We start from the raw sequence: 26,832 nt of genomic DNA on the forward strand, positions 1-26,832 counted from the left end.
CGGGAGGATTTTACGTGGAGCTGAAAAAACAGGATATCATTTTGATCTGTGGCCTTTTGGCAGGAAGCCTGCTGTTCGGTTCCGCTCTCGCGCTGGGACGAACGGACGGAGATACGGTTGTCGTACGTGTCTCCGGAGAGAAGGTTGCAGAGTTTTCACAGAACCGAAACACGGTATATTGTATTGAGGGCGCAGGCAGCGGAGTCAATGCACTTGTGATACAGGACAGAGAGGTCTGGCTGGAGGACGCGAGCTGTCCGGATCAGCTGTGCGTGCATCAGGGTCATATCCGGCATGTGGGAGAAAGTATTATCTGTCTGCCCAATGAGGTGGTTGTTGCCATCGAAGGAAAAGCAGAAGGAAGCGCGGCGCCGGATGTTGTGGCGTCTTGAATACACTGTGAAAGGGAGCAATCGATGAGAAAGACCAAATGTTTGGCTGAATATGGCATGCTGGCGGCACTCGCCATGGTGCTCAGCTATTTGGAAACGCTGATTCCGGCATTTTTTGCCGTGCCCGGCATGAAGCTGGGATTGACCAATCTCGTGGTGCTGGCAGCGCTGTACCGTATGGGTGCGCGGCCGGCAATCACCATCAATTTTGTGCGCATTATCCTGACGTCGATGCTGTTCGGCACGGCGGTCAGCCTGTGGTATTCACTGGTCGGCGGCCTGATGTCCGGGGCGGTTATGATTGCGCTGAAGCAGACCGGAAAATTTCAGCCGCTGACAGTCAGCATAGCGGGCGGCGTGGCACACAACGTCGGACAGATTGTGATCGCCATGCTTGTCATGCAGACAACCGCGGTTGCATGGTATCTGCTGGCATTGTGGGTGTCCGGCATTGCGGCAGGTGCGGTTATCGGACTGCTGGGTGGCTGGCTGATTGACCGCCTTCCGAAAACAGAAGGGAGCATGGCATGAGAAAAGATTGGATTGCAGGCGCGCTTACCGTCTGTCTGCTGCTCACGGGCTGCGGCACGGGAGCAGAAAATACAGCAGAAGCCGCAGGGAGCAGCGTGCAGACAAATACAGAAGAACCTGTGAGCAGGGAAATCTTTGCAATGGATACCTATATGATCATCACAGCCTACGGTGAAAATGGACAGGAGGCAGTGGATGCCGCCGAACAGGAAATTGATCGGCTGGATGCACTGTTGTCTACCGGCTCGGCGGACAGTGAAATCTCGAGACTCAATGCCGCAGGAACAGCACAGCTGTCAGAGGATTCCGCAGAACTGGTGTCCCGCGCGCTGGAAATCAATCGCGGAACAGGCGGCGCATTTGATATCACAGTCTATCCGCTCATGCAGGCGTGGGGCTTCACGGACGAAGCCTATCAGGTTCCGTCGGACAGTACGATTGCGGCGCTGTTGGAGCACACCGGAAGCGATCAGCTGGACTGGGATGATGACAGCAACACACTCACGCTGGGAGATGGACAGGCAGTTGATCTCGGCGGCATTGCAAAGGGCTATACCTCCGGCCGCATTATGGAGTTGTTTGATGAATACGGCGTTCAGAGCGGTCTGGTTTCGCTCGGCGGAAATATGCACGTGCACGGCACAAAACCGGACGGCGATAAATGGCGCGTTGGTGTTCAGGACCCCGAAAATTCGGAGAATATTGTCGGTGTGCTCGAGGTGACTGACTGTGCAGTTATCACCTCCGGTGGCTATGAGCGGTATTTTGAGCAGAACGGAACAACGTATCATCATATTATAGATCCGTCCACGGGCAAGCCTGCGGACAGCGGACTGTCTTCCGTTACCATTGTGAGTGCCGACGGCACACTTGCAGATGGCCTTTCAACGGCGTTGTTTGTCATGGGCGCAGATAAAGCAGCAGAATACTGGCGGCAGCATGCGGATGAATTTGACGCAGTGCTGATTGCAGATGACGGTTCGATTTCTGTGACGGAGGGTATCGCGGATGCCTTTTCCAGCGATCAGTCCTTTGAAATAATTTCACGAAAGTAATGCGGGAGGCAGAGCATGCGTATTTTTCACAATGATACAGTTGACAGACTGGCAAAACGACTGATTCCGGGCGTGGCGGTTGCAGGTCTTGCCGCATGGGGCATTGCATATGGCGGACCGGAGCTGGAAAATGTTCCGGGGCTGATTCCACTGGCGGAGGCAGTTGAGCTGGAAAACGGGGAAAGCACATCTTCGGGTTCCGCCGCGGGTACACTTGCGGCGCTCAATGCGGCAAGCCAGGGAGGAACTTCTTCCGACCCGTTTACAGACGGTACCTATAAAGATGGCACGTATACTGGTACGGCACGGGGCTTTGGCGGCAATATTACCGTGAAGGTAACCATTTCGGGCGGGAAAATTGCATCGATTGATGTCGTTTCTGCACCGGCGGAAACGCCGTCCTATTTCGCACGTGCCAAGGGCGTCATCTCTCAAATTCTGTCCAAACAGAGCCCCAACGTAGACACGGTATCCGGTGCGACCTATTCCTCCAACGGAATCATCAATGCGGTCAAGCGTGCGCTCACGCAGGCGGCAGGCGGCACCTCCGGCGGGGAGGATGAAACATCGTCTGTTCCGGCAAACCCGACTACACCGACTGAACCGGCCAAGCCAGATGATTTTACAGACGGCACATATAAGGATGGGGCTTATACCGGCACTGCTGAGGGCTTTGGCGGCAATATTACCGTGAAGGTAACCATTTCGGGCGGGCAGATCAAAGCCATTGATGTGGTTTCTGCAAAGGATGAAACACCGTCATATTTTGAAAGGGCAAAGGCAGTCATTGCACAGGTCATTGCAAAACAGACACCAAATGTTGATACAGTGTCCGGCGCAACCTATTCGTCCAATGGCATCCTGAATGCGGTGCGGCGCGCACTCACACAGGCTTCCGGACAACCCGAAGAGCCGGAGCAGCCCGATACACCGGAACAGCCGGAGGAACCGACGACGCCTCAGGAGCCGGATGAGAATACAGAGACAGAGGACATGGTCTATTCGGCAGAGGTATCCTGCGTGCCGGATGAATTCGGCGATTTTGACGCGTATGATATGACGGTTGCCGTTACGGTGCGCCAGACGACCAAAACCGAGACCCAAACGGCAACAGATGCGGACGGGAACACGAAGACCGTAACGAAAAAAACGGTAACACGTGCGCTTTCCAATATCGCTGTTACCCGGCCGGATGCCGCTTCTGAAAATTGGCGGTATATCACCTGGGCATTGGACGGCAGAGGCAGTGCAGCGGGTATCAAGGCACAGGCAATCGAAAAACAGAGCTTTGGCGGGCTGGATGTGGTCAGTCGGGCAACCTGTTCGTCCAAATCCATCGTGGAAGCGGGCAAAATGCTTGACCTGGCGCTCGGCACGACAGTCACGGAGGAGGAACAGTGAAGCATCGCGAATTTTGGATGCGCGCGGCAAGTCTGATTGTCGCAGTGGGTGCGCTGGGGATTTATCAGGCAAATGCGCTGCAATGGCAGCGCGCGGAGGAGGCCAATCAGCTCGCCATGCAGCGGGCACAGGAACACAATGCTGCCGCGCAGCAGGCAGTTTTTGATACAGCAGCGGACTATCAGGACGGTACCTATGCCGGAAGCGGTGAAGGCTTCGGCGGGACAGTTTCCGTTGAGGTCACTGTATCCGAAGGAAAGTTGGCGGATATTGCCGTCACAGCCGCAAATGGCGAAGATGCTGCCTATCTGGATCGGGCAAAGCAGATCATTGACCGCATGCTCGCAGCACAGAGTGCGGAGGTGGATACCATCAGTGGTACGACCTTCAGCTCGACCGGCATCAAGACTGCTGTACAGCAGGCGTTGGAAGGGGCGAAAAAATGATTTCATCGAAAACAGAACAAAAGCCCGTGTCTCCGAAGAAGCGCGTGGCACAGCGCCGCCGCCTGCGGGCAGGCATTCAGCTGATCTTTTTCCTGCTCGCACCATCAGTCTATACCGCAGCGTTTTCCGGCATCAAGGAAATTGCCACAGCAATTGGCGCGGGTGAGCCGCTTGCATTCAGTTCTTTTGCTGCCGCATTGCTGGTGATATGCGTATATACGATCTTGTTTGGACGGTTTTTCTGCGGCTACGCGTGCGCATTCGGCTCATTTGGCGATGCGGTTTACGCGCTGTCCCAGCTGATCCAGCGCAAGATCGGACACCGCCTGCCACAGCCTCCCGAATTGGCCGTGCACCGGATGCAGAAAATCAAGTATCTGGTGCTGGCAGCCATTGTGATTTTGTGCGCGGCGGGCGTCTATGCAGGCCTGTCCGGCTGGAGTCCATGGGATGTCTTTTCCATGCTGACAGCACTTAAATGGTGTGGGTCGGCGTATGCGCTGGGCAGTATCCTGCTGGCGCTGATTGTGGTCGGCATGGCGGTAAAGGAACGGTTTTTCTGCCAGTTCTTGTGCCCGATGGGCGCGGTATTTGCGCTGTTGCCCGTCGTCGGGCGATATACACGCAACCGGGAAAGCTGCCTGATGCGCTGCTCTGCATGCGCGAAAAGCTGCCCGGTCTGTGTTGAAACGGATGCGGACAATGTGCGCATGGGTGAATGTATTTCCTGCGGCAAATGCAGCGACATCTGTCCAAAGCGCAACATCTCGTATGCAGGGCACATCAGCGATGGCAATGCGCCGCTCGCAGTGCTGCTTCGCGCCGGGATTCTGTTTGCCGTATGTGCAGTGTTTGGACTGGTGCGCGTGTTATAAATAATCCTCCTTTTATCTGTCCATCAGAACAGGAAAGAGTGGAACTGCGGAAGAATAGCAGGTCGGCTCTTTTCCTGCGTGTGTGGGCACCTTCCGGCGATTCTGTGGGCTTGGCCGGCTTGTGCCGGACTGGATAGAAGAATCCGCTTTACTTTCCTCTGCATTTGCACTAAAATAAGGAAAAACAGCTGCGGCAAACGGGCAGTATGTACCGGGAAAACCGGCAGAACAGCAGGTGAATCGGAGGCTTTCTTATTATGGCAGTCACACTCAAAACGCTCGCTGAGCATACAGGCTTTTCCCTCGCTACAATTTCACGCGTCCTCAACAATGATCCTTCTATGACGGTCAGTGAGGAGACACGTCGGATTATTTTCGATACAGCGAAAAAGCTGGGGTATGCAGGCGGTTCCGGGCGGCGGACACAGCGCATTGTTACGGATACCATGACAATTGGTATTGCAGAAATGCTTTCCCCGGCGGAACAGATGGCAGACCCTTATTTTATGTATCTGAAGAATTTTGTCGAGCAGACCTGCTATGAGCAGAAAATGCAGACGGTCATGCTGCGTGCCGATTCAGATGGATATCATGCGTTGTCTGCCTCCGGCATCGATGGCATCATTGCCATCGGATATTTTTCCGATGTACAGATTGCCTCCATGCAGATGCTCAGCAATAACATTACTTTTTTGGATTCTTCTCCGGACGAACTCCGACACGATTCAGTTGTGCTGAATTTTGAATTGGGCATGAAACAGGCGCTGGATTATCTGCGTGAACTGGGGCACAGCCGCATTGGATTTATCGGTCCCAAACGGCTCGGTGATGAGACCAAACGCATTGTGCGCGAGCCACGGCGGCGGTATTATGAGCATTATATGCGGGAACGTGGACTGTTTCGCCCCGATTTGGTAATTGAAGCGCCGATGCGTGACCAGATGATTGTGGAAAATGAATTCAGCATGCGTCTGCGCGCAATGGAGCGGGATTCTGCACCGACAGCGATCGTCACAGTAAATGAGGAATGCGCCATCGGCGCGATTCATGCGCTGCGCAAGTTGCAGGTACAGGTGCCGACGGATATGAGCATCGTCAGCTTTAATGATACCGTGATGTCATCCGTGGTCGAGCCGCCGTTGACCAGCGTCAGCCCGCATTTGGACTTTATGGCGGCGACTGCCGTGCATCTGGTCATGCAGCGCGCCTCTACGCCTGCACACCGACCGGAACGGCGCTATCCGCAGAAGATCGTGATCCCGCCCGCGCTGGTCAGACGCAGCAGCACGGCACCATATATAGAGAAAGAATAGCAGAAGCGTTACCCCGTTCGGTTTTCCCATTTGATATGTACCTCCAATACTGGACACCCAGTATTGGAGGTACATATCATTATCATAGGTTTGTTCTATATCCGCTTTTTTACCCCCTGTTATTGTAATATTTCCAGCAGTTTTGCTCGGCTTATCGAAAAAGCACCGCTTATGCGGTACTTTTTCGATATAATAAAGAGGGGGATGTGCTGGTAAATGGGCAGGAGAACAGAGTAGTAGAGAGCGTCAGTTTAGATATGTTAGTTCCGCGGGATGATCTGCTGAGAAAAAATAGATGCAGCAGTAGACTTCAATCGAATTTATGAATTTGTAGATGATTTCTTCGTTTTGTTTTTTGCATTTGTGTTTTTTCTCCCATATACTTCAAAAACCTGCTTTGGCGTGATACCAAAGCAGGCTTTTTCTACAAATAGCAGGAGTATATCCAAAAGGCTGTCACAGCCGTTTTTTTGCCGGCACTATTTTTCGGTTGCCTGTGATATCGATGGATGTTTCATTGGATTATTTAGCAAAAATCAAAAGCATGCTATTGACTTTTGTGCGTATGTGCAATATAATGGAATCCATTGAGGAGGTGCTGATATGACCGATCAAAATTCCTGTGGGATGCTGCTCAAACAGATCAATGACGAACTGGAAAAGAGAGCCAACAATAAACTGCGGGCGCAGGACTTAACAATGGCTCAGCTCTGCGCACTCATGATGCTAAACCAAGCGTCTGAACGGCAGATGACGCTGAAAGAATTGGAACGAAAGCTCCATGTTGCCCAATCCACAGCAGCGGGCATTATCACTCGACTGGAGCAGAAGGGATTTGTTGAAGGTTTCGGAGATGCCGCAGACCGCAGAATCAAAATGGTACGCATCACGAAACTGGGAATTCAGTGCTGCATGACAGCTGAAAAGAATATGGAGCAGGAGGAAGCCACGCTTCTCTCTGGGCTGACGGATACAGAACGGATTGTTTTTATCAGTCTGCTCCAGAAAGTCCGCAATACACTCTCATAAAAACGGTCCGATTTCAGTCGGACTTTTCCAAAACTATATCAATAGCATGCGATTGACAGCATGCTTGTGTTTAAGGAGCAACTTCAATGGAAAATCAAAAATCAATGGAAGTTTTTAGTTCTATGCCAGTGCCAAAGGCGGTGTTCAAGAATGCAGTCCCCGCGATGGCTGCTATGCTGATGGTTTTGATCTATAATCTGGCCGATACCTTTTTTATCGGGCAGACACATGATGCCTTACAGGTGGCTGCTGTTTCTTTAGCAACGCCGGTGTTTCTGATTTTTATGTCCATCGGTTCCATCTTAGGTATTGGTGGTACTTCTGTGATCTCCAGAGCGATAGGAGAGGGACGTTTTGAATATGCACGGAAGGTGTGCGCCTTCTGTATGTGGAGTTGTGTCGATATCGGTATTGTGTTGTCCACGCTGATGCTGATTTTTATGGACCAGATTCTTGCCCTGGTCGGCGCAAGTGCGGATACATGGGAACTGGCAAAAAGCTATCTGACCATCGTTACCTGTTGTGGGCCATTCGTCCTGATCTCCAATTGCTATTCCAATGTAATCCGTGCGGAGGGAGAATCCGGAAAGGCTATGATGGGACAACTTCTGGGAAATCTTCTGAATGTCATTCTCGATCCAATCATGATCTTAGGCTTTGGTTGGAATATTGTAGGTGCTGCCATTGCTACCGTTATTGGTAATGTGGTAGGTGCAGGCTATTATATTCTCTATTTCCTGCGTGGGAAGTCCTCTCTCAGTGTCAATATCAAGGATTTCACACTGAAGGGTAAGGTGTGCAGCAGTGTCCTGGCCATCGGTGTCCCTGCCGCTCTGGGATCTCTGCTTATGAGTGTTTCACAGATCATTATCAACAGCCAGATGGCCGAATACGGAGATATGACCATCGCCGCTATGGGCGTTGCCATGAAGGTCGTGACTATTACTGGTATGGTATCCATGGGGCTCGGCCAGGGCGTCCAGCCGCTGCTGGGATACTGCGTCGGTGCAAAGCTCTGGGGTCGATTCAAGAAGGTGCTTCGCTTCTCTCTGACCTTTGCGTTGTGTTTGAGCCTTGTTTTGACTGCGGTATGCTATCTGTTTACCAATCAGATTGTCAGTGCATTCCTGACGGACGCCATGGCGTTTGATTACGCAGTACAGTTCGCACGCATCCTGCTGACCACCAGCTTTTTGTTTGGTGTCTTTTATGTAATAATTAACGCACTTCAGGCCATGGGTGCCGCTACAGAATCTCTGATTATCAACTTGAGCCGTCAGGGTATCATCTTCATCCCAGCGCTGTTTCTTTTGAAAGAAATGATGGGTCTGACTGGTCTTGTCTGGGCGCAGCCTGTTGCAGATTTGATTTCTATCGTATTTGCGGTTATTCTATATATCCGTATTTCACAAAAAATGATGAATACAAACACTGTTCTAAATTGATTTCCTGATTTTCGCAGATTTTCGACTGGCTGCCGAATCTGGTTGCAATCCAACAAATATAATGTAATATAAACAGTAGGAGGCTGCTCTTGAAATGGAGCAGCCTCCTTTGGCATGACACAGAATACATATGGGAAAACGGAATTTCGTTTGGATTCAGGCAAATGAACATAAATTCCTGATATCGTTCAGCAGGTCAGCTTTGAAATACCTCAAATTGCCGTTTTGGACCTCCGCATACTGGACAGCGATCTGGAACCGGATCTCCGGTCATCACATAACCGCAAATCGGACATACATAAACTGTTTCTTTATCAAAGTTGTCGATTGCTGCTGCTTCCTTTAGCAGTTCGGTATGAACTTTTTCGGCAGCAGCAGCTCCCGAAAACGCTTGTTTTGTCAGTGGTGCGTCTTTTTGGAGCGCATACTCTTCCATCATTTTGTAAAAATGTTGATATTCAAACTCTTCGCCGGGAATAAATGCTTCCACCGACTCTCCGAATGGCATTTTATTTTGAATGACTGAATAAAAATTTCTGGCATGATGATATTCTGATGCTGCCAATGCTTCGAAAAGATTGGCAATTCGATCCATTCCACGTCTTTTTGCGCGATCCGCAAACATCAGATATTTCAGATGTGCCATCAGTTCGGACGCTACTGTCTTTTCGAGATTTTCTCTCAAAATAGGCACTTTTCGTTCTGTGTCATAAGCGTTTTCGGAGAGCTCATCAAATCGGTATGCAAGCTCATTTTTTTCCATGAAAAAGTGAACCATATGATGCTCTACGTCACATGCCCGAATATCCTCCGACACATCTTCTATGAGGGCACCTCCGCCACCTGTACAGATCAGGGGAATCCCATCTATACGATCTTCAAATCTGGAATGCACGTGGCCACACAGGAAATATTTTACCTTGTTCTTCCATGGTGTGTAGGCCTCTTTTAGCCGTTCGAATTCTTCTTCAGATACAGAATTTCGAATAAAATGATTTGGGATTGGAATATGAAAGGCAATAATGACCTGATGAACCTCTTCCATTTGAAGTACTTGCTTCAGAAGTTCCAGTCCATCTGATTCAAAGGTTCGCATGGCATTGTCCAGAACGACCACAGAAAACTCTTTTGCAAGTAATGCATAGTTTTTTCTTCCGAAATAATCGGTATAAGCTCCGGTATCATGATTTCCGCGCAGTACATAGATATCGTTATGTGCAATTACTTCGGTTAATGCACTGATTTCTTCGTAATAATGTGCATTTCCTGCCGGAACCAGATCACCTGCAATCAATGTAATGTCGTCTTCGGCACTCTTTTCCAGTGTCCCCGCATACACCTTCATATTGTATGTGCCCAGTCCTTCACAACCGGGATCACCAATGACTCCCATGGAATTTACCCACGGGAGACGTATAACTGGTTGCTCTACTTTCTGAATTTTCATAATATGCATACCTCATCTTTCTATCATAAATCATTACGTATATGAAATCCTGTTGCCGGAAGTTGGAATAGTTGTTCTGATAGCAGGGGCATATTGGATTATCAACTTCTGTCGTTTCACTATCACTATTATCATACCATAATCTTTGACGCAACACTACAGCAATGCAAATAAATAATGCATTCTGTTGACAGATATTACGATCGATAGGGTATATGGTATCTATTTTTGCCGCTTTATTTTTTCACCTATGATGAATTGGAAAATCGGACCAGCACGAAGGGCAGAGATACCATACGTGCCACATAGAATTGAGCACTGCTAGCCAGTATTTTCATTTCATGTTATAATATTATAATATTTGTTTTAATGGTATGAATAAGGGGAGATGGAGGAGATAGATCGATGACGAATACGAGGGACAACGATACGCAAAAACACTCGGAAAATCTGATTGTTTTTGCCGATAGTGGCGCGGACATCGAAGAGGCTGAATGGTTAGCACAGCGATTGAGCGTAGAAATCACATGGGACAAGTCCAATGCGGAACACGCGGATTTGATGCTTCGGTTGGATGCCGACGGCCTTTCGTTGGTAAGCGGAGAACTGGTGCTGCGCGGTGATTTCACCCATATGCTGCCGCGGCTCAGACCTGCTAATCTGCAACGTGAACTTCTTGTGCGTGCGGCGAAAATAAAAAACGCGGATTATACACTGAAAGCAGTTGATGCCACCGCCGGACTGGGAGAAGATGCGCTTTTGCTGGCAGCAGCTGGATTTTCTGTACAGCTCTACGAATATGATCCGGTGATCGCGGCACTGCTGCGGGATGCCCTGCGACGGGCAGCGGAATTGCCGGAGTTGGCAGAGATTGTCGGACGAATGCAGCTTTTGGAAGAGGATAGTTTGGCTGCACTGCCGCAGCTGGCAACTGCGCCAGATGTGATTTTGCTTGACCCTATGTTCCCGGAACGGCAGAAAAGTGCACTGATAAAAAAGAAGTTCCAGCTCCTTCAAAAGCTGGAACGGCCGTGTGCGGATGAGATTGAGTTAGTTAATGCAGCTGTTGCGGCACATCCTCGCAAAGTGGTTATCAAAAGGCCGCTCAAAGGACCGTACTTGGCGGGTCGCAAACCCAGCTATTCACTTAAGGGAAAGGCGATTCGATATGACTGTCTTGTATTGCCGTAATCATACGTATATACACAAATGGATTGGAAAATTATGCTGGTTATGCCAATGAACGTGAAAATTATTTGTTTGTACGCACGAGCAAGGAGACAGTTGTAACATGTCTGAATCTGGTTCATTTTGATATCACAAAACAAAAAAGAGGTAAGGTAAACAACCTGTGTGATGGGAAAGATGGCTGCCTCTGATGCACTGCAATGATAAAATGAAAAAGTATAACATCAATACCCGGAAGGAAAAAGAAACACATGAGACTGTTATACGCTGAGGACGAACGCGGCATGTCTGAAGCAGTCGTAGACATTTTGACCTATCACAATTACATTGTAGATGCTGTTTACGACGGAGAAGAAGCACTTGCGTTTGCCCAGACGCAGCAATATGCTGGATATCATGATGCCAAAAATAGATGGACTGGAAGTGCTGAAGCGTCTGCGGGCAGGTGGATGCAGTACGCCGATTTTGCTCCTGACAGCAAAATCGCAGATTGAAGATCAGATTATGGGTCTGGATATGGGCGCGGATGATTATTTGCCCAAACCCTTTTCTATGAAGCTGCTGCTGGCCCGTGTTCGTGCCATGCTTCGCCGCCGAAACGAATTTACACCTGATATTTTAAGATGCGGCAATATTTCTCTCAACCAGCAGAGTTATGCGCTGTCCTGTGGGAATCAGACTGTCGTGCTGCCAAAGCTGGAATACCAGCTGATGGAGCTGCTGATGTTGAACGAAGGCATGTATCTTTCTACAGAGGAACTGCTGTGCAGAGATTTCAGACCGGGAGACCAGGCAAAACCAACGCCCCGACACCCCTGCAGATCTGCCGGGAATGGAACGCTCTCAGGATCCACTGCCCTTTGGCAATCGAAAAAATGAGGAGGATATATGGATGTCCTCCAATTTTTTTGTCGTTCGTCTGAATGAATCGGGAGAGGTGATTTATGTGGATGTCAGCCGCACCTCAACGGTCACCCAAGAGGAAGCCGTTGTGTTGGCAGGACAGGCAGAGGACAATGCAACGAAATCCGGAAGGATTGGGCAGTACCGGTATCAGATCACACAAATGAATACTGCAGAAGGAACTGTGGTGGTATTTTTAGATACTTCAGATGAAATGTTGTCATATCTGCGGGTTTTGCTGCTTTCAGGAAGCGTAGGAATAGTTTGCTGGTGCCTGATGCTATTGTCGGTATTTCTGCTTTCCAAACAGGCGATCCGTCCGATTGCGGAAAATATGGAAAAACAAAAACAGTTTGTTACCAATGCGGGACATGAAATCAAGACTCCTCTCGCAATTATTCAATCCAATACAGAGGCAATGGAATTATATCAGGGAGAAAACAAATGGAGTCGGAACATCAAAGAACAGACAGAACGCCTTTCCGATTTGATGCAGCATTTGCTGCTGCTTTCCCGGATGGATGAAGGAGTGGAGCATGTGCATGCAATTGACTTTTGCTTTAGCGATCTGCTCATGGAATCTGTACGGAGTTTTATGCCATTGATGGAATCCAAACAGATTGATGTACATACGCATATTCCGTCGGATGTCCAAATCCATGCGGATCAGAGTCAGATAGAACAGTTGTGCTCCATTTTGCTGGATAACGCTGTAAAATATACCAACGAAGGCGGCCGGATTCAGATTGAGCTGATGCAGAAAGAAAAACATCTGCAATTCACGGTGCAGAATACCTGCAAGAGACTGCCTGCTGTATCGCCGGATAAGTTGTTTGACAGATTTTTTCGCTCGGATGAAGCACGTACACAGAAAAGCGGCGGGTATGGGATTGGGCTTTCGGTGGAAAAAGCTATCGTTCAGGCAAATCACGGGGACATTCGTGCATCTTATATGGAACCGGATGTGATTTGTTTTACCATTTGTGTGTAAACGCATGATTCTCTGAATATTCACAAGGACTTCACGAAATCTTCGTGGAGTCCTGTCTTTTTCTAAGCTTGGACTAAGGTTATCGGGGTAAAATGTTTTCATAACATTTTTGAAAAGGAGGACGGCGATGATGGACTTTCGGCATGAATGGAAACATGAGATCAGCTGCGCGGATCTGTTTGCTTTACGCCCGAGATTGACGGCGGTTATGCAGCCGGATGCACATGCCGTGCATGGCCGGTATGAAATCCGCAGTATGTATTTTGACAATCTGCAGGACAAAGCGTTACGGGAAAAGATAGATGGCGTGAACAGTCGGGAAAAATTCCGTATCCAATATTATAATGCGGACATTTCGCTGATTTTGCTGGAAAAGAAAAGCAAAATGAACGGACTTTGCGGCAAAGAAAAGGAAAAATTGACGTTGGAGGAAGTGCAAGGCATCGCAAGCGGAGATTGGACTGTCGCTGCGGACACGAAAAAAACCTTGCTTCAGGAGCTGTATTTAAAGCAAAAGATTCAAGGACTTCGCCCCAAAACCATTGTGGATTATACGAGAGAGCCGTTTGTGTATGCGGCAGGAAATGTACGGGTGACACTGGATTATCATATCCGGACAGGGATGCGGTGCACGGATTTTTTGAATCCACAGTGTGTTATGGTGCCCGCCGGGGATGCACCGATCATTCTGGAGGTCAAGTGGGAAACCTTTTTGCCCGCGGTAATCCGGGATATTGTACAGATTCCGGGCACACATACGTCGGCATTTTCCAAATATGCAGCTTGCCGGATTTATGGATAATCCGGCTCCGTGTTTTGTAAAGGAGATCCATTCATATGACATTTAATGATATTTTCAAATCAGATTTTTTAGAGAACATCACAAGCATCTCTGTTTTTGATATGGTGCTTGCCATGGTATTGTCTTTCGGTATCGGCTTGTTTATCTTTCTGATATACAAAAAACCTTTGCCGGAGTTATGTACTCATCCAGTTTTGGTGTAACGCTTGTGGCGATAACCATGATTTCGACGTTTGTTATCCTTGCGGTAACTTCTAATGTCGTACTTTCTTTGGGCATGGTTGGCGCCCTTTCCATTGTACGGTTTCGCACCGCAATCAAGGAACCGCTGGACATTGCGTTTCTGTTCTGGGCCATTGCGGCAGGCATTGTTCTGGCTTCCGGTATGATTCCGCTCGCTGTATTCGGCAGCGTGATTATAGGCATTGTACTTCTGGTTTTTGCCAACAAGAAGACGCATTTAAATCCTTATATTGTTGTGCTCCGCTGTGAAAACCATGACAGTGAGCTGGCGGCTGTGGATTTTCTGAAAGAGCAGGTAAAGAAATGTGTTGTAAAAAGCAAAACTGCGCAAAAGGGCTCGATTGAGCTTACTTTGGAAATCCGTATGAAGGAGGACAATACCGATTTCATCAATACCCTTTCCGAGCTACATGGTGTAAACAGTGCTGTGCTGGTCAGCTATAACGGCGAATATATGGGATAGAATAAGGAGACAACCATATGTCAACGCACAAATATATAGACCGCATTTGCTGTGCCGTTCTTGCGTGCATCCTTCTGCTGACGGTTTTGCTGATGACGCATGCGGAAAGCCTTGGCATCATGCAGACGGACAGTCATATGGGGTATGAAGATCTTCTGTTTGATACGTCCTCTGTCCATACCATAGACATTGTGATGGATGATTGGGATGGGTTCCTTGAAACATGCACCGATGAAACGTATGCGCTCTGTTCCGTGGTGATCGACAATGAAGCCTACAAAAATGTAGCCATTCGAGCCAAAGGCAATACCTCGCTGACGCAGGTAGAAAGCTATGGAAATAATCGTTATAGTTTTAAGATTGAGTTCGACCATTATGACAATTCCGCCACCTATCATGGCTTGGATAAACTGAGTCTGAACAATCTGATTCAGGATAATACTTACATGAAGGATTATCTTACCTATCAGATGAGGGGATCGTTTCAGGTGGATGCTCCGCTTTGCAGCTTTGTTTATATTACAGTAAATGGCGAAGATTGGGGCTTATATCTGGCAGTAGAAGGCGTGGAGGATTCGTTTTTACAACGCAATTATGGTTCGGATTCCGGTGAGCTGTATAAACCTGACAGTCAGAGCATGGGAGGTGGCCGTGGCAATGGCGGTGATTTCCATATGGATGACTCGGATGACAGTGCAGAACAGCCAGATGAATCGGTTGACAGTGGCAATACCGATTCTCAGAATGACAGAAAGATGCCAGATAAACAACAAAATGGTGGAGGTATGGGAAGCAGCGATGTTTCATTGATCTATTCTGATGATGAATATACCAGCTATCAGAATGTTTTTGACAATGCAAAGACGGAGATTACCGATGCGGATAAGGATCGGCTCATCGCAGCCATCCGGCAGTTGAATGAAAATACCAATATCGAAGAGACCGTCGATACAGATGAAGTGATTCGGTATTTTGTCGTGCATAATTTTGTATGTAATTTTGACAGTTATACCGGCTCTATGATTCACAATTATTACCTTTATGAAGAGGATGGACAGCTGTCCATGATCCCATGGGATTATAATCTGGCCTTTGGCGGCTTTATGTCATCTTCTGACGCCACAGAACTTGTCAACTATCCCATTGATTCTCCGGTGTCTGGCGGGACAATTGAATCCAGACCTATGCTGGCATGGATTTTTTCCAATGAAACATATACAGAACAGTATCATCAATATTTTGCGGAATGGATCGCGGATTATTTTGACAGCGGTTACTTTTCTGACATGATAGACCGTGTGCAGGAAATGATTGCTCCTTATGTTGAAAAAGATCCCACCAAATTCTGTACCTATGAAGAATTCGAGACAGGAATAGAAACATTGAAAGAATTTTGCCTGCTCCGGGCTGACAGTGTCCGAGGACAGCTTGACGGCAGCATCGCGTCAACCTCTGACGGACGGGCACAGAATCCGGATGGAAGGATAGATGCCTCCGATCTTACGATTTCGGATATGGGAACGATGAACCACGGCAAAGGCGGTGATACAGCCCAGCCGGCAGGAGACAAGACGGAAAATGAGGATTCATCTGCTGTGTCAGAACGTACTGTACCGAATGAACGTGGGTCTTCTACGGAGAACGGAACACAGCCGGACGTCCGAAGGCAGCCCGGACAGCCGGGGAATGGACAGGATGAACCGGCAATGGCATCGGATGCCGCGTCGCAGCAGGATGAATCCATGCAGCCGGGTGTGCCATCAGATGAGAACAGCAATGTGGAGCGAAGTGAGACAACGCGCAGAGAGACACAGTCTGTTTCACCGGACCAGGCACAGTCTGAGCCAATCGACTGGCGTTTGCTGATTCCCTCTGTGATGGTATTGGCAGCGGGCATTATTCTGGCGGGTTTGTATCGAAAACGCGTCTGAAAACGAGAAAAAAGGGCGGCAATCCGTAAATAGATTGCCGCCCTCAGCCTGTGGAAAAACTTTAAGAATTATCTGGACTGTACCTATTATGATTTCCATTTATAGACCGCATAGATCGTGTTTGAGAAATTACAGAGCATTCGTTGCGAAGGATGCTCCTGATATGTTATAATAACAATATCACGGTTTTTTTAACCAAAAAAAGAACCAGAAACAGAAAGATCACAGAGGGCATGCTTGGAGAAACGGAGAAAGTCGACGGAGTGACGGCAGGTATGCTTTCCAATACACAAGATATCTATGGTCGAAGGAAACCTGTTTACAATTTTCTTTCTATAAACAGTAAAGATTGATTCGACTTTTGAAAATTACGAACTTTTACAAAGGATGTGCGATAATCAACATGAGACTGGACAAATATTTAAAGGTATCCCGCCTGATTAAGCGGCGAACGATTGCAAATGAAGCGTGTGACAATGACCGTATTCTGGTCAACGGCAAGCAGGCAAAGGCTTCCTATCAGGTCAAGGTTGGAGATATCATTGAAATTTCCTTCGGCCAGCGCACACTCAAGGTTGAAGTATTGAACATTGCCGAGCATGTGCTCAAAAATGATGCATCTGCGCTGTACCGCGAACTGCAATAATACCGTCATATTGTTCTGCCCGAACGCATAAGCTGAAGCGTTCGGGCATTGCTTTTTTACGGAGGGGATGACATGGAGCGCGATGCAAAAGGGGAAAGCCGGGCGTTGCCGCATGGTCTGTCGTTGCAGGATCGACAAAAGTTGGCGATTTCAGGTGTAAGTGATGTGATAAACTTCGATGAGAATCAGGTGATTGTCTCTACTGGACTGGGCACGCTGACCATTCGCGGCAACGGGCTGCATGTTGACCAGCTCAGTCTGGAAAGTGGGGAACTGCGTGTGACTGGAACGGTTGACCTGCTGGAATACGATGACAGTGGAACGCCGGGAGGTGGATTCCTCCGGCGGTTGTTTCAGTGACTGTGGTTAATCCGCTGCCGGAGCAGCTCTGGACGATCCTTATGGCGCTTCTTTCAGGAGCAGCCTGCGGTGCGGTATATGATGTTTTAAGAGAAATCCGGCTGGTTGTGGGACGGCGCTGGCTGGAGTTGCTGCTCGATGCGTTGTTTTCTGTTCTCGTTGCAGCTATTCTATTTGTACTTGTTGCAGGCATATCGCAGATGCGCCTGCGCGGCTTTATGCCGGTGTCCATGCTTGCGGGCGGTATTCTTTGGAGCGCGACCGCCGGGCGACTGCTCCGCTGGCTGCTGCGAAAGTGCGGAAGAATGGTGAAAACAGGCAGCATGATCCTGCGCGGCGTTTGCGCCCGGTTTGCGCGGCCACTGCGCAATCATAGAAAAAATAGAGAGAAATAGCATTCAGTTTTAGAGAAATCGCGAAAAAATAAAAAAAGTTCTTCCATTTTTGCCTGCGGTGGTATAAAATAAAGTAGTATTGTTATTCGTGATGTAAGGAGGAGTACGATGAAACGCCGCAGGAAGTCAAAGCTGCATCCGCTTGTCAAAGCTCTGCTGGTTCTCGTTGTTGTATTTGCCGGAGTCCGGCTTGTTTCCCTCCAGCTTCAGATCAACGACCTACAGCAGCAGTGCGAGGAACTGGATAAAGAGATCAAACATAAGGAACTTGCAAATAAGGAGCTGAAGGAATCGCTGGACGAAGGCGTCACAGACGAAGCAATTGCAAAAATCGCGCGTGATGTGCTGGGCTACGCATCCCCTGGCGAGCGCATTTTTATTGACAGTTCGGAGCAGTAACCACATTCATGGAGGAAAAATCAAAAAGGTATGGAGTTGGCCGTAGGAGAAATCATTTCCGGTAAGGTAACCGGAATCACAAAGTTTGGCGCATTCGTTTCCCTGCCGGAGGGAAAGACGGGACTGGTACATATTTCTGAGGTAGATCAGTCATATGTCAGCAATATCCGCGATCATCTGACAGAGGGTCAGGAGGTCAGGGTTAAGATCATCGCAATTGATGACACCGGCCGCGTCAATCTGTCCATCAAAAAAGCGCAGCCGCGCGCGAATACGGAGCGTCGCCCGGCAGGCCGCAGCTCTGCGGGAAACGGAAGCTATGCGCCGCGTTCCAACGGCGGAAAGAAATCCCTGCGTTCCTCCTCTGGCGGCGGTTATGTCCCGCGTCAGCAGGCGAAGGATGTACCGGCTTCGTTTGAGGATAAGCTCAAGCACTTTATGCAGGACAGCGAAAGTCGTATGGCTGACATCCGCCATAACCGCGATAAAAAGACCGGTGCGCGCCGCCGCAAATAAGCTGAAATTGAAATGCCGCCCGATGGTTTTGGCGGCATTTTTTCTGCAAACAAAAAAACACCCTTCGGAAAACCGAAGGGTAAAATGGATTGTGGGGATAAAGATATGAACGGTGCATGGATGGCAGCATCCTGCCACCGTGGTTATCGTACCATGATTTCCAATAAATGTCAATTAGTTTTTTCACCGCATAAGGAATTGTTATGATTATTTGCAACGGAAAAATTGTTCCCATGGAAGGGGAAATCATCGAAAACGGTTTTATTTCGTTTGAAAATGGAAAAATTACCGCGATTGGGTCGATGGAAAATCTTCCTGCCGGAGAATACTTCGATGCGCACGGCGGCTGGGTTATGCCGGGGCTGGTCGATGCGCACACCCATCTGGGACTGTTTGAGGATTCTATCGGCTTCGAGGGAGAAGACGGAAATGAAGATACCGATCCGATCACGCCGCAGCTGCGTGTCATTGACGGCATCAATCCGATGGAGCGCAGCTTTGCCGAAGCACGCGCCGCAGGCGTGACCTGCTGTGTGGTTTCTCCCGGCAGCTGTAACCCGATTGCCGGACAGGCAGCTGCGATTAAGACCAACGGATGCCGCATTGATGATATGATTGTTCAGGCGCCCTGCGCTATGAAATTTGCACTGGGTGAAAATCCCAAATCGTGTTATAATGATAAAGATGAGGCACCGGTTACACGTATGGCGACCGCAGCACTCATTCGCGAAACACTGCATAAGGCGCAGGAATATGCCGCACAGAAAAAGCGTGCGGACGATCCTGCCGATGCACCGGAATATGATGCAAAAATGGAGGCGCTGATTCCTGTGCTTGACGGAAGCTGTCAGGCACATTTTCACGCACACCGTGCAGATGATATGTTCACTGCTCTGCGCATTGCAAAGGAGTTTTCGCTGCATGCGGTCATCCTGCACGGCACAGAAGCACATCTGGTTTCGGATATTCTGGCAGAGGAGGGCGTGCCGATCTGTTCGGGCCCGTTCCTGACCGACCGCTCCAAACCGGAGCTGCGGCATCTGACCGAACAGTCCCCCGCGCTGCTGACGCGCGCCGGGATTCTGACGTCTATCAGCACCGATCATCCGGAAACGCCGCTCAAGCATCTCATGCGCTGTGCTGTCGCTGCTGTTCAGGCAGGTATGCAGCCAATGGATGCGTTGCGCGCGATTACATGCATTCCGGCACAGATTGCCGGGATTGATGACCGCGTCGGTTCGCTCTGTGTCGGGAAAGATGCAGATATCCTGATTACCAGCGGAGACCCGCTGGATTACCGCACCAAAGTAACTGCTGTATTTATCAACGGAACCCAAATCAAGCAGGAGGATTGTAAGATATGAGAACCATCGAAGCAAAAGAAATCACCGCGCTCGTTCGCGAGCTGTGCATGAAGGCCAACTATGTCCTGCCGGAGGACATCCGCCAGTCGTATCTGGACGGACAGGAAGCGGAGCAGTCCCCGCTCGGCAAGACCATCTTCGGCAAGATGATCGAGAATTGTGACATCGCCTGTAAAAATCAGGTTCCGATCTGCCAGGATTGCGGCATGGCGGTTGTCTTTGTCGAGGTCGGACAGGACGTCCACATTACCGGCGGTCTGCTGGAGGACGCTGTGGACGAAGGCGTGCGTCAGGGCTATATTGATGGTTATCTTCGTCTGTCTGTCGTGCGTGATCCGCTTGACCGCGTCAATACCAATGACAACACCCCGGCAATCCTGTACACCCGTATTGTCGAGGGAGATCAGATTCATATCACCATTGCACCAAAGGGCTTCGGCAGCGAGAACATGAGCGCTATGAAGATGTTCACTCCGGCAGCAACGCGCGAAGATATTATTGACTTTATCGTTGAGTCCTGTGATCGCGCCGGTTCCAACCCGTGCCCGCCGATTGTCATCGGTGTCGGACTTGGCGGCACTTCGGACAAGGCTGCCTATCTCGCAAAGCGTGCACTGATGCGCCCCGCCGGACAGTTCAATGAGAACCCATTCTATGCGGAGATGGAGAAGGAAATCATCGAGCGTGTCAATGCGCTCGGCATTGGACCGCAGGGACTGGGCGGAACTGTTACCGCGCTGATGGCGGCCATTGAGCCGTTCCCGACGCATATTGCCGGTTTGCCGTGCGTTGTCAACATCGGTTGTCATGTCACGCGCCACGCGGATGGAACGATTTGATATTTGAAGAAATTTCACGAAAACAAGAGATAATCGAAGATGTTTTTTATACAACCTGTCCCAGGGTCGAATTTGCCTGAATTTGCCATGGGACAGGTTTTCTAATATGTGGTATACTTAAAGTAACAAAAGGAAGCGTAAGTTTTTTCGTGATTTATACGATACATCTGCCGGCGGTTGCCGGGACGCATTTCCGCACAATTGAATATCGGAAACTGGGTCGTATTGACCATAAGGAGCTGATGTTATGAAGATCACCATCGTTGAAAGAAAAATGCAGATTAGCGACGAGCTTCGCGCTTACGCCATCAAGAAAGTAACCAAGCTGGATCGCTACTTCCACAAAGATACTTCTGCAACAATTACTTTCAGTGAGTTGAAGGGCAGACAGACGGCGGAAGTAACCGTCAGACACAGCGGAATGGTTTTCCGTGCAGAGGAAACCACGACCGATATGTTTGCTTCTGTGGATGGTATGATCCGTAGCATCGAGAAGCAGATCCGCAGAAATAAGACTCGTCTGGAAAAGAAACTGCGTGAAGGCGCATTCGACAAGGCTGCCGCAAACGATGCGAGCATGGCAGACTATGTTGAGGATACCTATGATGTCATCCGCCGCAAGCGCTTCGATGTCACCCCAATGACGGTTGAGGAAGCAATTCTTCAGATGAATCTGCTGGGACACCAGTTCTTCTTCTTCAAGAATGCGGAATCTGACGACACACCTGCCGTAATCTACAAGAGAGCGGCTGGCGGCTACGGTCTCATTGAAAGCAATTGACAGTTTATCGATATACGTGAGAAATAAAATCTGGGTATAGAGCAACCCCGCAGCCGGCTTCGGCTGCGGGGTTGATTTTTGCGTGTGTCAGTGTTTTTGATTGTAGAAAAACATCGCAATGGAAGTGCCGCAGATGATGATATAGCCGATAATGCTGAGCGCATCCGGAATCTGCTCGAGGAAGACAAAGCCGAGCAGCGCGGCGAAAACAATCTGTGAGTAATCGAAGACGGAGATTTCACGCGCCGGCGCATTGGCATAGGCTGCTGTAATGGCGAACTGTCCGCCCGCTGCGGCCAGACCGGCGAGCAGCAGGAACACGAGCTGCTGCATGGTCATCGGGTGATAGGCGAACAGCAGATAGGGCAGACAGAAGACACATGAAAATGCGGAGAAGAAAAAGACGATAAACGGCCCGCGTTCGCCGTTCAGACTGAGCTTGCGCACCATCGTGTACGCTGCACCTGCGCCGAGTCCGCCCAGCGCGCCGAGCAGTGCGGGGCCTGTTGTAAGCGAGGAAAAGCCCGGTTTGATGATGCACAGTGCGCCGAGGAAAGCGATGATAACCGCCGAGATCTGAAACGGCGTGACTTTTTCCTTCAGGTAGAAATATGAGATAATGACGGCGAAAAACGGTGACAGCTTGTTGAGCATAGATGCATCCGACAGCACCAGATGGTCAACCGCATAATAGTTGCATAAAATGCCGAGCGTGCCAAATGTAGCGCGCAGAATCAGCAGCGGGAGATTTTTGTGGTTGAATTTGAACTTTTCCTCTGACCGCAGCAGGACCGCAAGTGCAAAAATAAATGCAACGAAATTGCGGAAAAAGCTCTTCTGCATGGACGGCAGATCACCGGACAGCCGCACAAACAGATTCATCAGCGCAAAACAGAACGCCGACAGAATGATAAATAAAATACCTTTTGTTTTTTTTGACATGATTCACCGTTCCAATCTATATCATTTTTTTGGCAGCAAAAAAGGCGGTTTGCAATCCGCCTTGTTCTGCCGTTATTCTTCGTAGTTATGCGTGAGTGTGGACAGCAGCTGCTGATACATCTCTTCGGCATGTTTTTTGAAGTTCTGTTCGAGAAGCGCGGCCTGCTGGAGGCTGACGACATTCATGCGGACGGAAAAGACGTCCTGCATGGTCATTTCGACGACAAAATCCTTTTCGTCCTTCTGCTCCGTGGTTACGAAAACCTGTGCATCGCGGCGTATTTTGCGGATCACGCGCAATGCGGACAGTTCAGCTGCCTCGCGCACAGTATAGGGCAGACGGTTCTGGAAAGCATCTGCGGTCTCGCGGCCCTTCTGTGTGATGGAAAACACTTCTTCGCCGTCGGTTTCCGTTTTTTGCACATGTTTGGAATCCTGAAGCTCGGAAAATGCCTCAGACAGCTCGAAATAACCGAACCCATCGTCACACCAGGTACAGATATCTACGATAGCGTCGTAGGATACCGGAAACGGCAGGTAAGTCATACAGGTCAGGATCAAAAATTTGATTTCGTCTTTGGTACGGATAAAGCCGTAACGGATCATGCGAACACCTCGAATCATTCAGTATTGTATTCAGTATAACACAAACAATTGGAAATGCAAAGTGAAACGCGGCAGATCATGTCAAAGCTACTTGTCTGACCGGCGAAAGTATAGTACAATGAAACACACGCCGCATTCTGCGGCAATTATGGAAGGATTTTTATATATGGAATATGAATTTTGCTGTCCGACCCTGTTCGGACTGGAGGGAATCGTCGGCGATGAGCTGCGCCATGGCGGCGGGCTGACCGATGTCCGTGTCGAAAACGGGCGGGTATTTTTTTCCGGCGATGCGCGCACACTGGTATGGGCTAATCTGTGGCTGCGCTGCGCGGAGCGCGTGTTGATTAAAGTGGGAGAATTCCCGGCACGTACCTTTGAAGAGCTGTTTGAGGGTGTTTACGAGCTCCCGTGGCTGGACTACATTGAAAAGGACTGTGCGTTCCCGGTCAAGGGTTATTCGCTGAATTCAAATTTGCACAGCATCCCGGACTGCCAGAGCATTGTAAAAAAAGCGATTGTCAAAAGCCTGTCGGAATCCTACGGCATTGGCTGGTTTGAGGAGACTGGCCCGCGCTGCCAGGTACAGTTCTCTATCATGGATAATATTGCAACACTGTATCTGGATACCTCGGGTGCTGGACTGCACAAGCGCGGTTACCGCGCGAATGCAAACGAAGCGCCGCTGCGCGAGACGCTTGCGGCGGCGATGGTGCATCTCTCACGTTACCGCGGGCGGGGAGAATTCCTCGACCCATTCTGCGGTTCGGGTACGATCCCGATCGAGGCGGCGATGATTGCCATGAACCGCGCGCCTGGACTGGCGCGTTCCTTTGACGCGGAAAAATGGGCATGTATCGACCCGGAGCTGTGGCGGCAGGGAAGGGAACAGGCACTTGACGTCATCTACCGTGACCGCTGCTATGACATCTGCGGCAGTGATATCGATCCGGCATGCGTTGAGCTGTCTGCGGAAAATGCGAAAAAGGCGGGCGTAGAGCATACGGTGCGTTTCGAGACACGTGATGCCTGCACACTGCGCCTGGACAGACGCGAGGGCACACTGATCTGCAATCCACCGTACGGTGAGCGCATGATGGACGTTGCTTCTGCGCGCAAGCTGCTGCGAAATTTTGGCACAACGGCCTCTCGTTCGCCAATGAAGCAGTATATTATCAGCTCTGACGAGAATTTTGAGGAGTTTTTCGGGGTAAAAGCGGATAAAAAAAGAAAACTGTACAACGGCATGCTGCGCTGTAATCTGTTTATGTATTATCAGCCGCCTGAAAAGCGAAAGCGGTTCCGTTCGTTTGCCAACACAAAGAATAACATGAAAAAAGTTCAGAAAAATCGCAATAATCGCCCAAACAAGCGGTTTGAGGGTCATTCATAAATTGTTTACAAAAATATTGGAAAAATCGGAAAAAAACTCTTGCGTATTCGGGGCAAATGATATAATATAATATACGTTAGCACTCCGGGTAATCGAGTGCTAAACCTGAAGAAGTTATTTTAATCATCTTAGGAGGATTTTTATTATGAAGCTCAAGCCTTTATCTGACCGCGTTGTCATCAAGATGACCGAAGCAGAAGAAACCACCAAGAGCGGTATCATTCTCACCGGCTCTGCAAAGGAAAAGCCGCAGGTAGCAGAAGTTCTGGCTGTTGGCCCGGGTGGTGTTGTCGACGGCAAGGAAGTCGTTATGCAGGTTAAGGTTGGCGATAAGGTAATCACCAGCAAGTACTCCGGCACCGAGGTCAAGATTGACGGCGAGGAACTGATCGTTGTCCGTCAGAACGACATTCTGGCTGTTGTCGAGTAAGTTTAAGCATTTATTACCCATCATTTAGGAGGCTATTATATCATGGCAAAGCAGATTCTTTTCGGCGAGGAAGCTCGCCGTGCACTGGGTCGCGGCGTAGACCAGCTGGCTGATACGGTCAAGGTAACTCTCGGTCCGAAGGGCCGCAACGTCGTTCTCGACAAGAAGTACGGCACCCCGCTGATCACCAACGACGGCGTTACCATCGCAAAGGACATCGAGCTGGATGATCCGTTCGAGAACATGGGCGCACAGCTGGTCAAGGAAGTTGCAACCAAGACCAACGATCTGGCAGGCGACGGCACTACGACTGCTACCGTTCTGGCTCAGGCTATCATCACTGAGGGTATGAAGAACGTTGCAGCAGGCGCAAATCCGATGATTATGCGCAAGGGTATCGCCAAGGGCGTTGCTACTGCGGTTGAAGCAATCAAGGGTAACTCCGAGAACATCAAGGGCACCAGCGATATTGCTCGTGTTGCAGCGATTTCTTCCAGCGACGTTGCAATCGGCGATCTGATTGCTGAGGCAATGGAGAAGGTTTCCGCTGACGGCGTTATTACCGTCGAGGAGTCCAAGACCGCTGAGACCTATTCTGAAATCGTAGAAGGCATGCAGTTCGATCGCGGCTACATCACGCCGTACATGGTAACGGATACCGATAAGATGGAGGCAGTTCTGGATGATGCTGTTATCCTGATTACCGATAAGAAGATTTCCAACATTCAGGATCTGCTGCCGCTGCTGGAGCAGATTGTCAAGACCGGCAAGAAGCTGCTCATCATTGCAGAGGATCTGGAAGGCGAAGCACTGTCTACCCTGCTTCTGAACAAGCTGCGCGGCACCTTCACCTGTGTTGCAGTTAAGGCTCCGGGCTTTGGCGATCGCCGCAAGGAGATGCTGAAGGATATCGCTGTTCTGACCGGCGGCCAGGTTATTTCGGAAGAGATCGGCCTCGAGCTGAAGGACGCTACGCTGGATATGCTGGGTCGTGCACGTCAGGTCAAGGTTAACAAGGAAGGCACTGTCATTGTTGACGGCGCTGGCGCACAGGAAGAAATTGCGGCACGCGTTGCAAACATCCGTCATGCAATTGAGATGACCACCTCTGATTTCGACCGTGAGAAGCTCCAGGAGAGACTGGCAAAGCTGGCTGGCGGTGTCGCTGTCATCAAGGTTGGTGCTGCAACTGAGACTGAAATGAAGGAAAAGAAGCTGCGTGTTGAGGATGCACTGAACGCTACCCGCGCTGCTGTTGAAGAGGGTATTGTTGCCGGCGGCGGCGTTGCATATGTCAATGCAGTTTCCGCAGTTGCTGCTGTTGCTGATACCTGCGAAGGTGATGAGAAGACTGGTGTCAGCATCGTTGCAAAGGCACTTCAGGCTCCGATCAAGCAGATTGCTGCAAACGCAGGCATCGATGGCGCAGTTGTTCTGGAGAAGATCCGCGAATCCGGCAAGGTTGGCTATGGCTTCGACGCTTACAGCGAGACCTACTGCGATATGATCGAGTCCGGTATTGTTGATCCGACGAAGGTTAACCGTTCTGCTTTGCAGAATGCGGCTTCTGTGGCAGCTACCGTACTGACAACCGAGTCCATTGTTACCGACATCAAGGAGCCGGCTCCGGCTGCTGCTCCGGCTGCTCCGGACATGGGTGGCATGTACTAAGTCAGTGCCATAACACAAGGTACACCAAATTTACG

28 protein-coding genes and 2 pseudogenes are annotated in these 26,832 nt (G+C 49.6%); 27 read left to right on the forward strand and 3 right to left on the reverse strand.

The window, feature by feature from the left end; all coding sequences use genetic code 11:
• The first annotated feature begins 14 nt into the window (after nucleotides 1-14).
• From CBW42_RS09340 to CBW42_RS09380, 9 genes are all read left to right on the forward strand, one after another.
• Nucleotides 15-392, forward strand: coding sequence for a NusG domain II-containing protein (locus CBW42_RS09340; protein WP_165761119.1), 378 nt, complete (start codon nucleotides 15-17; stop codon nucleotides 390-392).
• 24 nt (nucleotides 393-416) lie between these two features.
• The gene (locus CBW42_RS09345; RefSeq protein WP_087020433.1) at nucleotides 417-923 is read left to right on the forward strand and encodes a Gx transporter family protein; all 507 of its coding nucleotides are present in this window, start codon (nucleotides 417-419) and stop codon (nucleotides 921-923) included.
• The gene (locus CBW42_RS09350) at nucleotides 920-1,978 is read left to right on the forward strand and encodes an FAD:protein FMN transferase (RefSeq protein WP_087020436.1); all 1,059 of its coding nucleotides are present in this window, start codon (nucleotides 920-922) and stop codon (nucleotides 1,976-1,978) included. The genes CBW42_RS09345 and CBW42_RS09350 overlap by 4 nt, the downstream gene beginning before the upstream one ends.
• A gap of 15 nt (nucleotides 1,979-1,993) precedes the next feature.
• On the forward strand, nucleotides 1,994-3,379 hold the full coding sequence (locus CBW42_RS09355) for an FMN-binding protein (protein WP_087020438.1): 1,386 nt from the start codon (nucleotides 1,994-1,996) through the stop codon (nucleotides 3,377-3,379).
• Nucleotides 3,376-3,825, forward strand: coding sequence for an FMN-binding protein (locus CBW42_RS09360; RefSeq protein ID WP_087020441.1), 450 nt, complete (start codon nucleotides 3,376-3,378; stop codon nucleotides 3,823-3,825). Before CBW42_RS09355 ends, CBW42_RS09360 begins: the two co-directional genes overlap by 4 nt.
• Nucleotides 3,822-4,700, forward strand: a complete 879-nt coding sequence (locus CBW42_RS09365; protein WP_087020443.1) for a 4Fe-4S binding protein — start codon at nucleotides 3,822-3,824, stop codon at nucleotides 4,698-4,700. The genes CBW42_RS09360 and CBW42_RS09365 overlap by 4 nt, the downstream gene beginning before the upstream one ends.
• Nucleotides 4,701-4,957: 257 nt before the next feature.
• Nucleotides 4,958-6,013 (forward strand): LacI family DNA-binding transcriptional regulator, encoded by a 1,056-nt coding sequence (locus CBW42_RS09370; RefSeq protein ID WP_087020446.1) that lies wholly within the window; start codon nucleotides 4,958-4,960, stop codon nucleotides 6,011-6,013.
• A 603-nt stretch (nucleotides 6,014-6,616) separates the two neighbouring features.
• Nucleotides 6,617-7,042: a MarR family winged helix-turn-helix transcriptional regulator gene (locus CBW42_RS09375; RefSeq protein ID WP_087020449.1), complete on the forward strand. Its 426-nt coding sequence runs from the start codon at nucleotides 6,617-6,619 to the stop codon at nucleotides 7,040-7,042.
• 86 nt (nucleotides 7,043-7,128) lie between these two features.
• Entirely contained in the window at nucleotides 7,129-8,487 is a 1,359-nt protein-coding gene (locus CBW42_RS09380) for an MATE family efflux transporter (RefSeq protein ID WP_087020452.1), read from the forward strand.
• A gap of 196 nt (nucleotides 8,488-8,683) precedes the next feature.
• On the opposite strand, the gene CBW42_RS09385 is transcribed toward CBW42_RS09380, so the two are convergent.
• Nucleotides 8,684-9,934 carry a ferritin family protein gene (locus tag CBW42_RS09385; RefSeq protein WP_242969840.1) on the reverse strand — a complete coding sequence of 417 codons (1,251 nt, stop codon included), beginning with the start codon at nucleotides 9,932-9,934 and terminating at the stop codon, nucleotides 8,684-8,686.
• Between the two features lie 405 nt (nucleotides 9,935-10,339).
• Here CBW42_RS09385 and CBW42_RS09390 point away from each other — a divergent pair, with 405 nt between their 5' ends.
• From CBW42_RS09390 to hpf, 15 genes and pseudogenes are all read left to right on the forward strand, one after another.
• On the forward strand, nucleotides 10,340-11,125 hold the full coding sequence (locus CBW42_RS09390; protein ID WP_087020457.1) for a class I SAM-dependent methyltransferase: 786 nt from the start codon (nucleotides 10,340-10,342) through the stop codon (nucleotides 11,123-11,125).
• Nucleotides 11,126-11,506: 381 nt separating this feature from the next.
• Nucleotides 11,507-12,001, forward strand: coding sequence for a response regulator transcription factor (locus CBW42_RS09395; RefSeq protein ID WP_242969841.1), 495 nt, complete (start codon nucleotides 11,507-11,509; stop codon nucleotides 11,999-12,001).
• Between the two features lie 13 nt (nucleotides 12,002-12,014).
• Nucleotides 12,015-13,016, forward strand: a complete 1,002-nt coding sequence (locus CBW42_RS09400) for a sensor histidine kinase (RefSeq protein ID WP_165761120.1) — start codon at nucleotides 12,015-12,017, stop codon at nucleotides 13,014-13,016.
• A gap of 127 nt (nucleotides 13,017-13,143) precedes the next feature.
• Nucleotides 13,144-13,818 carry a polyphosphate polymerase domain-containing protein gene (locus tag CBW42_RS09405; RefSeq protein ID WP_407922962.1) on the forward strand — a complete coding sequence of 225 codons (675 nt, stop codon included), beginning with the start codon at nucleotides 13,144-13,146 and terminating at the stop codon, nucleotides 13,816-13,818.
• 35 nt (nucleotides 13,819-13,853) lie between these two features.
• Nucleotides 13,854-14,524: pseudogene (locus tag CBW42_RS09410) on the forward strand (DUF4956 domain-containing protein).
• 17 nt (nucleotides 14,525-14,541) lie between these two features.
• On the forward strand, nucleotides 14,542-16,455 hold the full coding sequence (locus tag CBW42_RS09415; protein ID WP_087020462.1) for a CotH kinase family protein: 1,914 nt from the start codon (nucleotides 14,542-14,544) through the stop codon (nucleotides 16,453-16,455).
• Between the two features lie 217 nt (nucleotides 16,456-16,672).
• Nucleotides 16,673-16,801 (forward strand): annotated as a pseudogene (locus CBW42_RS15380) (integrase DNA-binding domain-containing protein); the annotation flags it as partial.
• Nucleotides 16,802-16,858: 57 nt separating this feature from the next.
• Nucleotides 16,859-17,101, forward strand: a complete 243-nt coding sequence (locus CBW42_RS09425; RefSeq protein WP_087020465.1) for an RNA-binding S4 domain-containing protein — start codon at nucleotides 16,859-16,861, stop codon at nucleotides 17,099-17,101.
• A gap of 72 nt (nucleotides 17,102-17,173) precedes the next feature.
• Nucleotides 17,174-17,461 carry a sporulation protein YabP gene (yabP, locus tag CBW42_RS09430; protein WP_087020468.1) on the forward strand — a complete coding sequence of 96 codons (288 nt, stop codon included), beginning with the start codon at nucleotides 17,174-17,176 and terminating at the stop codon, nucleotides 17,459-17,461.
• A complete protein-coding gene (gene yabQ, locus CBW42_RS09435) occupies nucleotides 17,458-17,856 on the forward strand; it encodes a spore cortex biosynthesis protein YabQ (protein ID WP_133058284.1) in 399 nt (132 codons plus the stop codon). Before yabP ends, yabQ begins: the two co-directional genes overlap by 4 nt.
• A 108-nt stretch (nucleotides 17,857-17,964) precedes the next feature.
• Nucleotides 17,965-18,255, forward strand: a complete 291-nt coding sequence (locus CBW42_RS09440) for a septum formation initiator family protein (protein WP_087020473.1) — start codon at nucleotides 17,965-17,967, stop codon at nucleotides 18,253-18,255.
• Between the two features lie 30 nt (nucleotides 18,256-18,285).
• Nucleotides 18,286-18,771, forward strand: coding sequence for a S1 RNA-binding domain-containing protein (locus CBW42_RS09445; protein ID WP_087020476.1), 486 nt, complete (start codon nucleotides 18,286-18,288; stop codon nucleotides 18,769-18,771).
• Nucleotides 18,772-18,974: 203 nt separating this feature from the next.
• Nucleotides 18,975-20,135, forward strand: a complete 1,161-nt coding sequence (locus tag CBW42_RS09450) for an amidohydrolase (protein ID WP_087020478.1) — start codon at nucleotides 18,975-18,977, stop codon at nucleotides 20,133-20,135.
• The gene (locus CBW42_RS09455; RefSeq protein WP_087020480.1) at nucleotides 20,132-20,974 is read left to right on the forward strand and encodes a fumarate hydratase; all 843 of its coding nucleotides are present in this window, start codon (nucleotides 20,132-20,134) and stop codon (nucleotides 20,972-20,974) included. The genes CBW42_RS09450 and CBW42_RS09455 overlap by 4 nt, the downstream gene beginning before the upstream one ends.
• A 247-nt stretch (nucleotides 20,975-21,221) precedes the next feature.
• Nucleotides 21,222-21,755 carry a ribosome hibernation-promoting factor, HPF/YfiA family gene (gene hpf / locus CBW42_RS09460; RefSeq protein ID WP_087020483.1) on the forward strand — a complete coding sequence of 178 codons (534 nt, stop codon included), beginning with the start codon at nucleotides 21,222-21,224 and terminating at the stop codon, nucleotides 21,753-21,755.
• An 87-nt stretch (nucleotides 21,756-21,842) separates the two neighbouring features.
• Here hpf and CBW42_RS09465 read toward each other — a convergent pair whose 3' ends face one another.
• Both CBW42_RS09465 and CBW42_RS09470 read right to left on the reverse strand, forming a co-directional pair.
• Nucleotides 21,843-22,697: a DMT family transporter gene (locus tag CBW42_RS09465; RefSeq protein WP_087020486.1), complete on the reverse strand. Its 855-nt coding sequence runs from the start codon at nucleotides 22,695-22,697 to the stop codon at nucleotides 21,843-21,845.
• Nucleotides 22,698-22,769: 72 nt separating this feature from the next.
• Entirely contained in the window at nucleotides 22,770-23,321 is a 552-nt protein-coding gene (locus CBW42_RS09470) for a DUF4364 family protein (protein ID WP_087020489.1), read from the reverse strand.
• Between the two features lie 148 nt (nucleotides 23,322-23,469).
• Between CBW42_RS09470 and CBW42_RS09475 the strand changes: the two genes are divergently transcribed.
• From CBW42_RS09475 to groL, 3 genes are all read left to right on the forward strand, one after another.
• On the forward strand, nucleotides 23,470-24,696 hold the full coding sequence (locus CBW42_RS09475; RefSeq protein WP_087020559.1) for a THUMP domain-containing class I SAM-dependent RNA methyltransferase: 1,227 nt from the start codon (nucleotides 23,470-23,472) through the stop codon (nucleotides 24,694-24,696).
• Nucleotides 24,697-24,841: 145 nt separating this feature from the next.
• Nucleotides 24,842-25,126 carry a co-chaperone GroES gene (locus CBW42_RS09480; RefSeq protein ID WP_087020492.1) on the forward strand — a complete coding sequence of 95 codons (285 nt, stop codon included), beginning with the start codon at nucleotides 24,842-24,844 and terminating at the stop codon, nucleotides 25,124-25,126.
• Between the two features lie 42 nt (nucleotides 25,127-25,168).
• On the forward strand, nucleotides 25,169-26,797 hold the full coding sequence (gene groL / locus CBW42_RS09485) for a chaperonin GroEL (protein ID WP_087020495.1): 1,629 nt from the start codon (nucleotides 25,169-25,171) through the stop codon (nucleotides 26,795-26,797).
• The last annotated feature ends 35 nt before the right edge of the window (nucleotides 26,798-26,832 follow it).

This window comes from Butyricicoccus porcorum (assembly GCF_002157465.1).
Classification (GTDB): domain Bacteria; phylum Bacillota; class Clostridia; order Oscillospirales; family Butyricicoccaceae; genus Butyricicoccus_A; species Butyricicoccus_A porcorum.

What these genes read in the sequence shown, in the direction of transcription:
- groL (WP_087020495.1), top strand. Translation starts at nt 25,169, where the DNA reads ATGGCAAAGCAGATTCTTTTCGGCGAGGAAGCTCGCCGTGCACTGGGT.
- CBW42_RS09385 (WP_242969840.1), bottom strand. Translation starts at nt 9,934, where the DNA reads ATGAAAATTCAGAAAGTAGAGCAACCAGTTATACGTCTCCCGTGGGTA.
- CBW42_RS09350 (WP_087020436.1), top strand. Translation starts at nt 920, where the DNA reads ATGAGAAAAGATTGGATTGCAGGCGCGCTTACCGTCTGTCTGCTGCTC.
- CBW42_RS09400 (WP_165761120.1), top strand. Translation starts at nt 12,015, where the DNA reads ATGTCCTCCAATTTTTTTGTCGTTCGTCTGAATGAATCGGGAGAGGTG.
- CBW42_RS09345 (WP_087020433.1), top strand. Translation starts at nt 417, where the DNA reads ATGAGAAAGACCAAATGTTTGGCTGAATATGGCATGCTGGCGGCACTC.
- CBW42_RS09405 (WP_407922962.1), top strand. Translation starts at nt 13,144, where the DNA reads ATGATGGACTTTCGGCATGAATGGAAACATGAGATCAGCTGCGCGGAT.
- CBW42_RS09480 (WP_087020492.1), top strand. Translation starts at nt 24,842, where the DNA reads ATGAAGCTCAAGCCTTTATCTGACCGCGTTGTCATCAAGATGACCGAA.
- CBW42_RS09380 (WP_087020452.1), top strand. Translation starts at nt 7,129, where the DNA reads ATGGAAAATCAAAAATCAATGGAAGTTTTTAGTTCTATGCCAGTGCCA.
- CBW42_RS09395 (WP_242969841.1), top strand. Translation starts at nt 11,507, where the DNA reads ATGCTGGATATCATGATGCCAAAAATAGATGGACTGGAAGTGCTGAAG.
- CBW42_RS09415 (WP_087020462.1), top strand. Translation starts at nt 14,542, where the DNA reads ATGTCAACGCACAAATATATAGACCGCATTTGCTGTGCCGTTCTTGCG.
- CBW42_RS09475 (WP_087020559.1), top strand. Translation starts at nt 23,470, where the DNA reads ATGGAATATGAATTTTGCTGTCCGACCCTGTTCGGACTGGAGGGAATC.
- CBW42_RS09355 (WP_087020438.1), top strand. Translation starts at nt 1,994, where the DNA reads ATGCGTATTTTTCACAATGATACAGTTGACAGACTGGCAAAACGACTG.
- CBW42_RS09365 (WP_087020443.1), top strand. Translation starts at nt 3,822, where the DNA reads ATGATTTCATCGAAAACAGAACAAAAGCCCGTGTCTCCGAAGAAGCGC.
- CBW42_RS09375 (WP_087020449.1), top strand. Translation starts at nt 6,617, where the DNA reads ATGACCGATCAAAATTCCTGTGGGATGCTGCTCAAACAGATCAATGAC.
- hpf (WP_087020483.1), top strand. Translation starts at nt 21,222, where the DNA reads ATGAAGATCACCATCGTTGAAAGAAAAATGCAGATTAGCGACGAGCTT.
- CBW42_RS09445 (WP_087020476.1), top strand. Translation starts at nt 18,286, where the DNA reads ATGGAGTTGGCCGTAGGAGAAATCATTTCCGGTAAGGTAACCGGAATC.
- CBW42_RS09370 (WP_087020446.1), top strand. Translation starts at nt 4,958, where the DNA reads ATGGCAGTCACACTCAAAACGCTCGCTGAGCATACAGGCTTTTCCCTC.
- CBW42_RS09470 (WP_087020489.1), bottom strand. Translation starts at nt 23,321, where the DNA reads ATGATTCGAGGTGTTCGCATGATCCGTTACGGCTTTATCCGTACCAAA.
- CBW42_RS09440 (WP_087020473.1), top strand. Translation starts at nt 17,965, where the DNA reads ATGAAACGCCGCAGGAAGTCAAAGCTGCATCCGCTTGTCAAAGCTCTG.
- CBW42_RS09425 (WP_087020465.1), top strand. Translation starts at nt 16,859, where the DNA reads ATGAGACTGGACAAATATTTAAAGGTATCCCGCCTGATTAAGCGGCGA.
- yabP (WP_087020468.1), top strand. Translation starts at nt 17,174, where the DNA reads ATGGAGCGCGATGCAAAAGGGGAAAGCCGGGCGTTGCCGCATGGTCTG.
- CBW42_RS09455 (WP_087020480.1), top strand. Translation starts at nt 20,132, where the DNA reads ATGAGAACCATCGAAGCAAAAGAAATCACCGCGCTCGTTCGCGAGCTG.
- CBW42_RS09465 (WP_087020486.1), bottom strand. Translation starts at nt 22,697, where the DNA reads ATGTCAAAAAAAACAAAAGGTATTTTATTTATCATTCTGTCGGCGTTC.
- CBW42_RS09450 (WP_087020478.1), top strand. Translation starts at nt 18,975, where the DNA reads ATGATTATTTGCAACGGAAAAATTGTTCCCATGGAAGGGGAAATCATC.
- CBW42_RS09390 (WP_087020457.1), top strand. Translation starts at nt 10,340, where the DNA reads ATGACGAATACGAGGGACAACGATACGCAAAAACACTCGGAAAATCTG.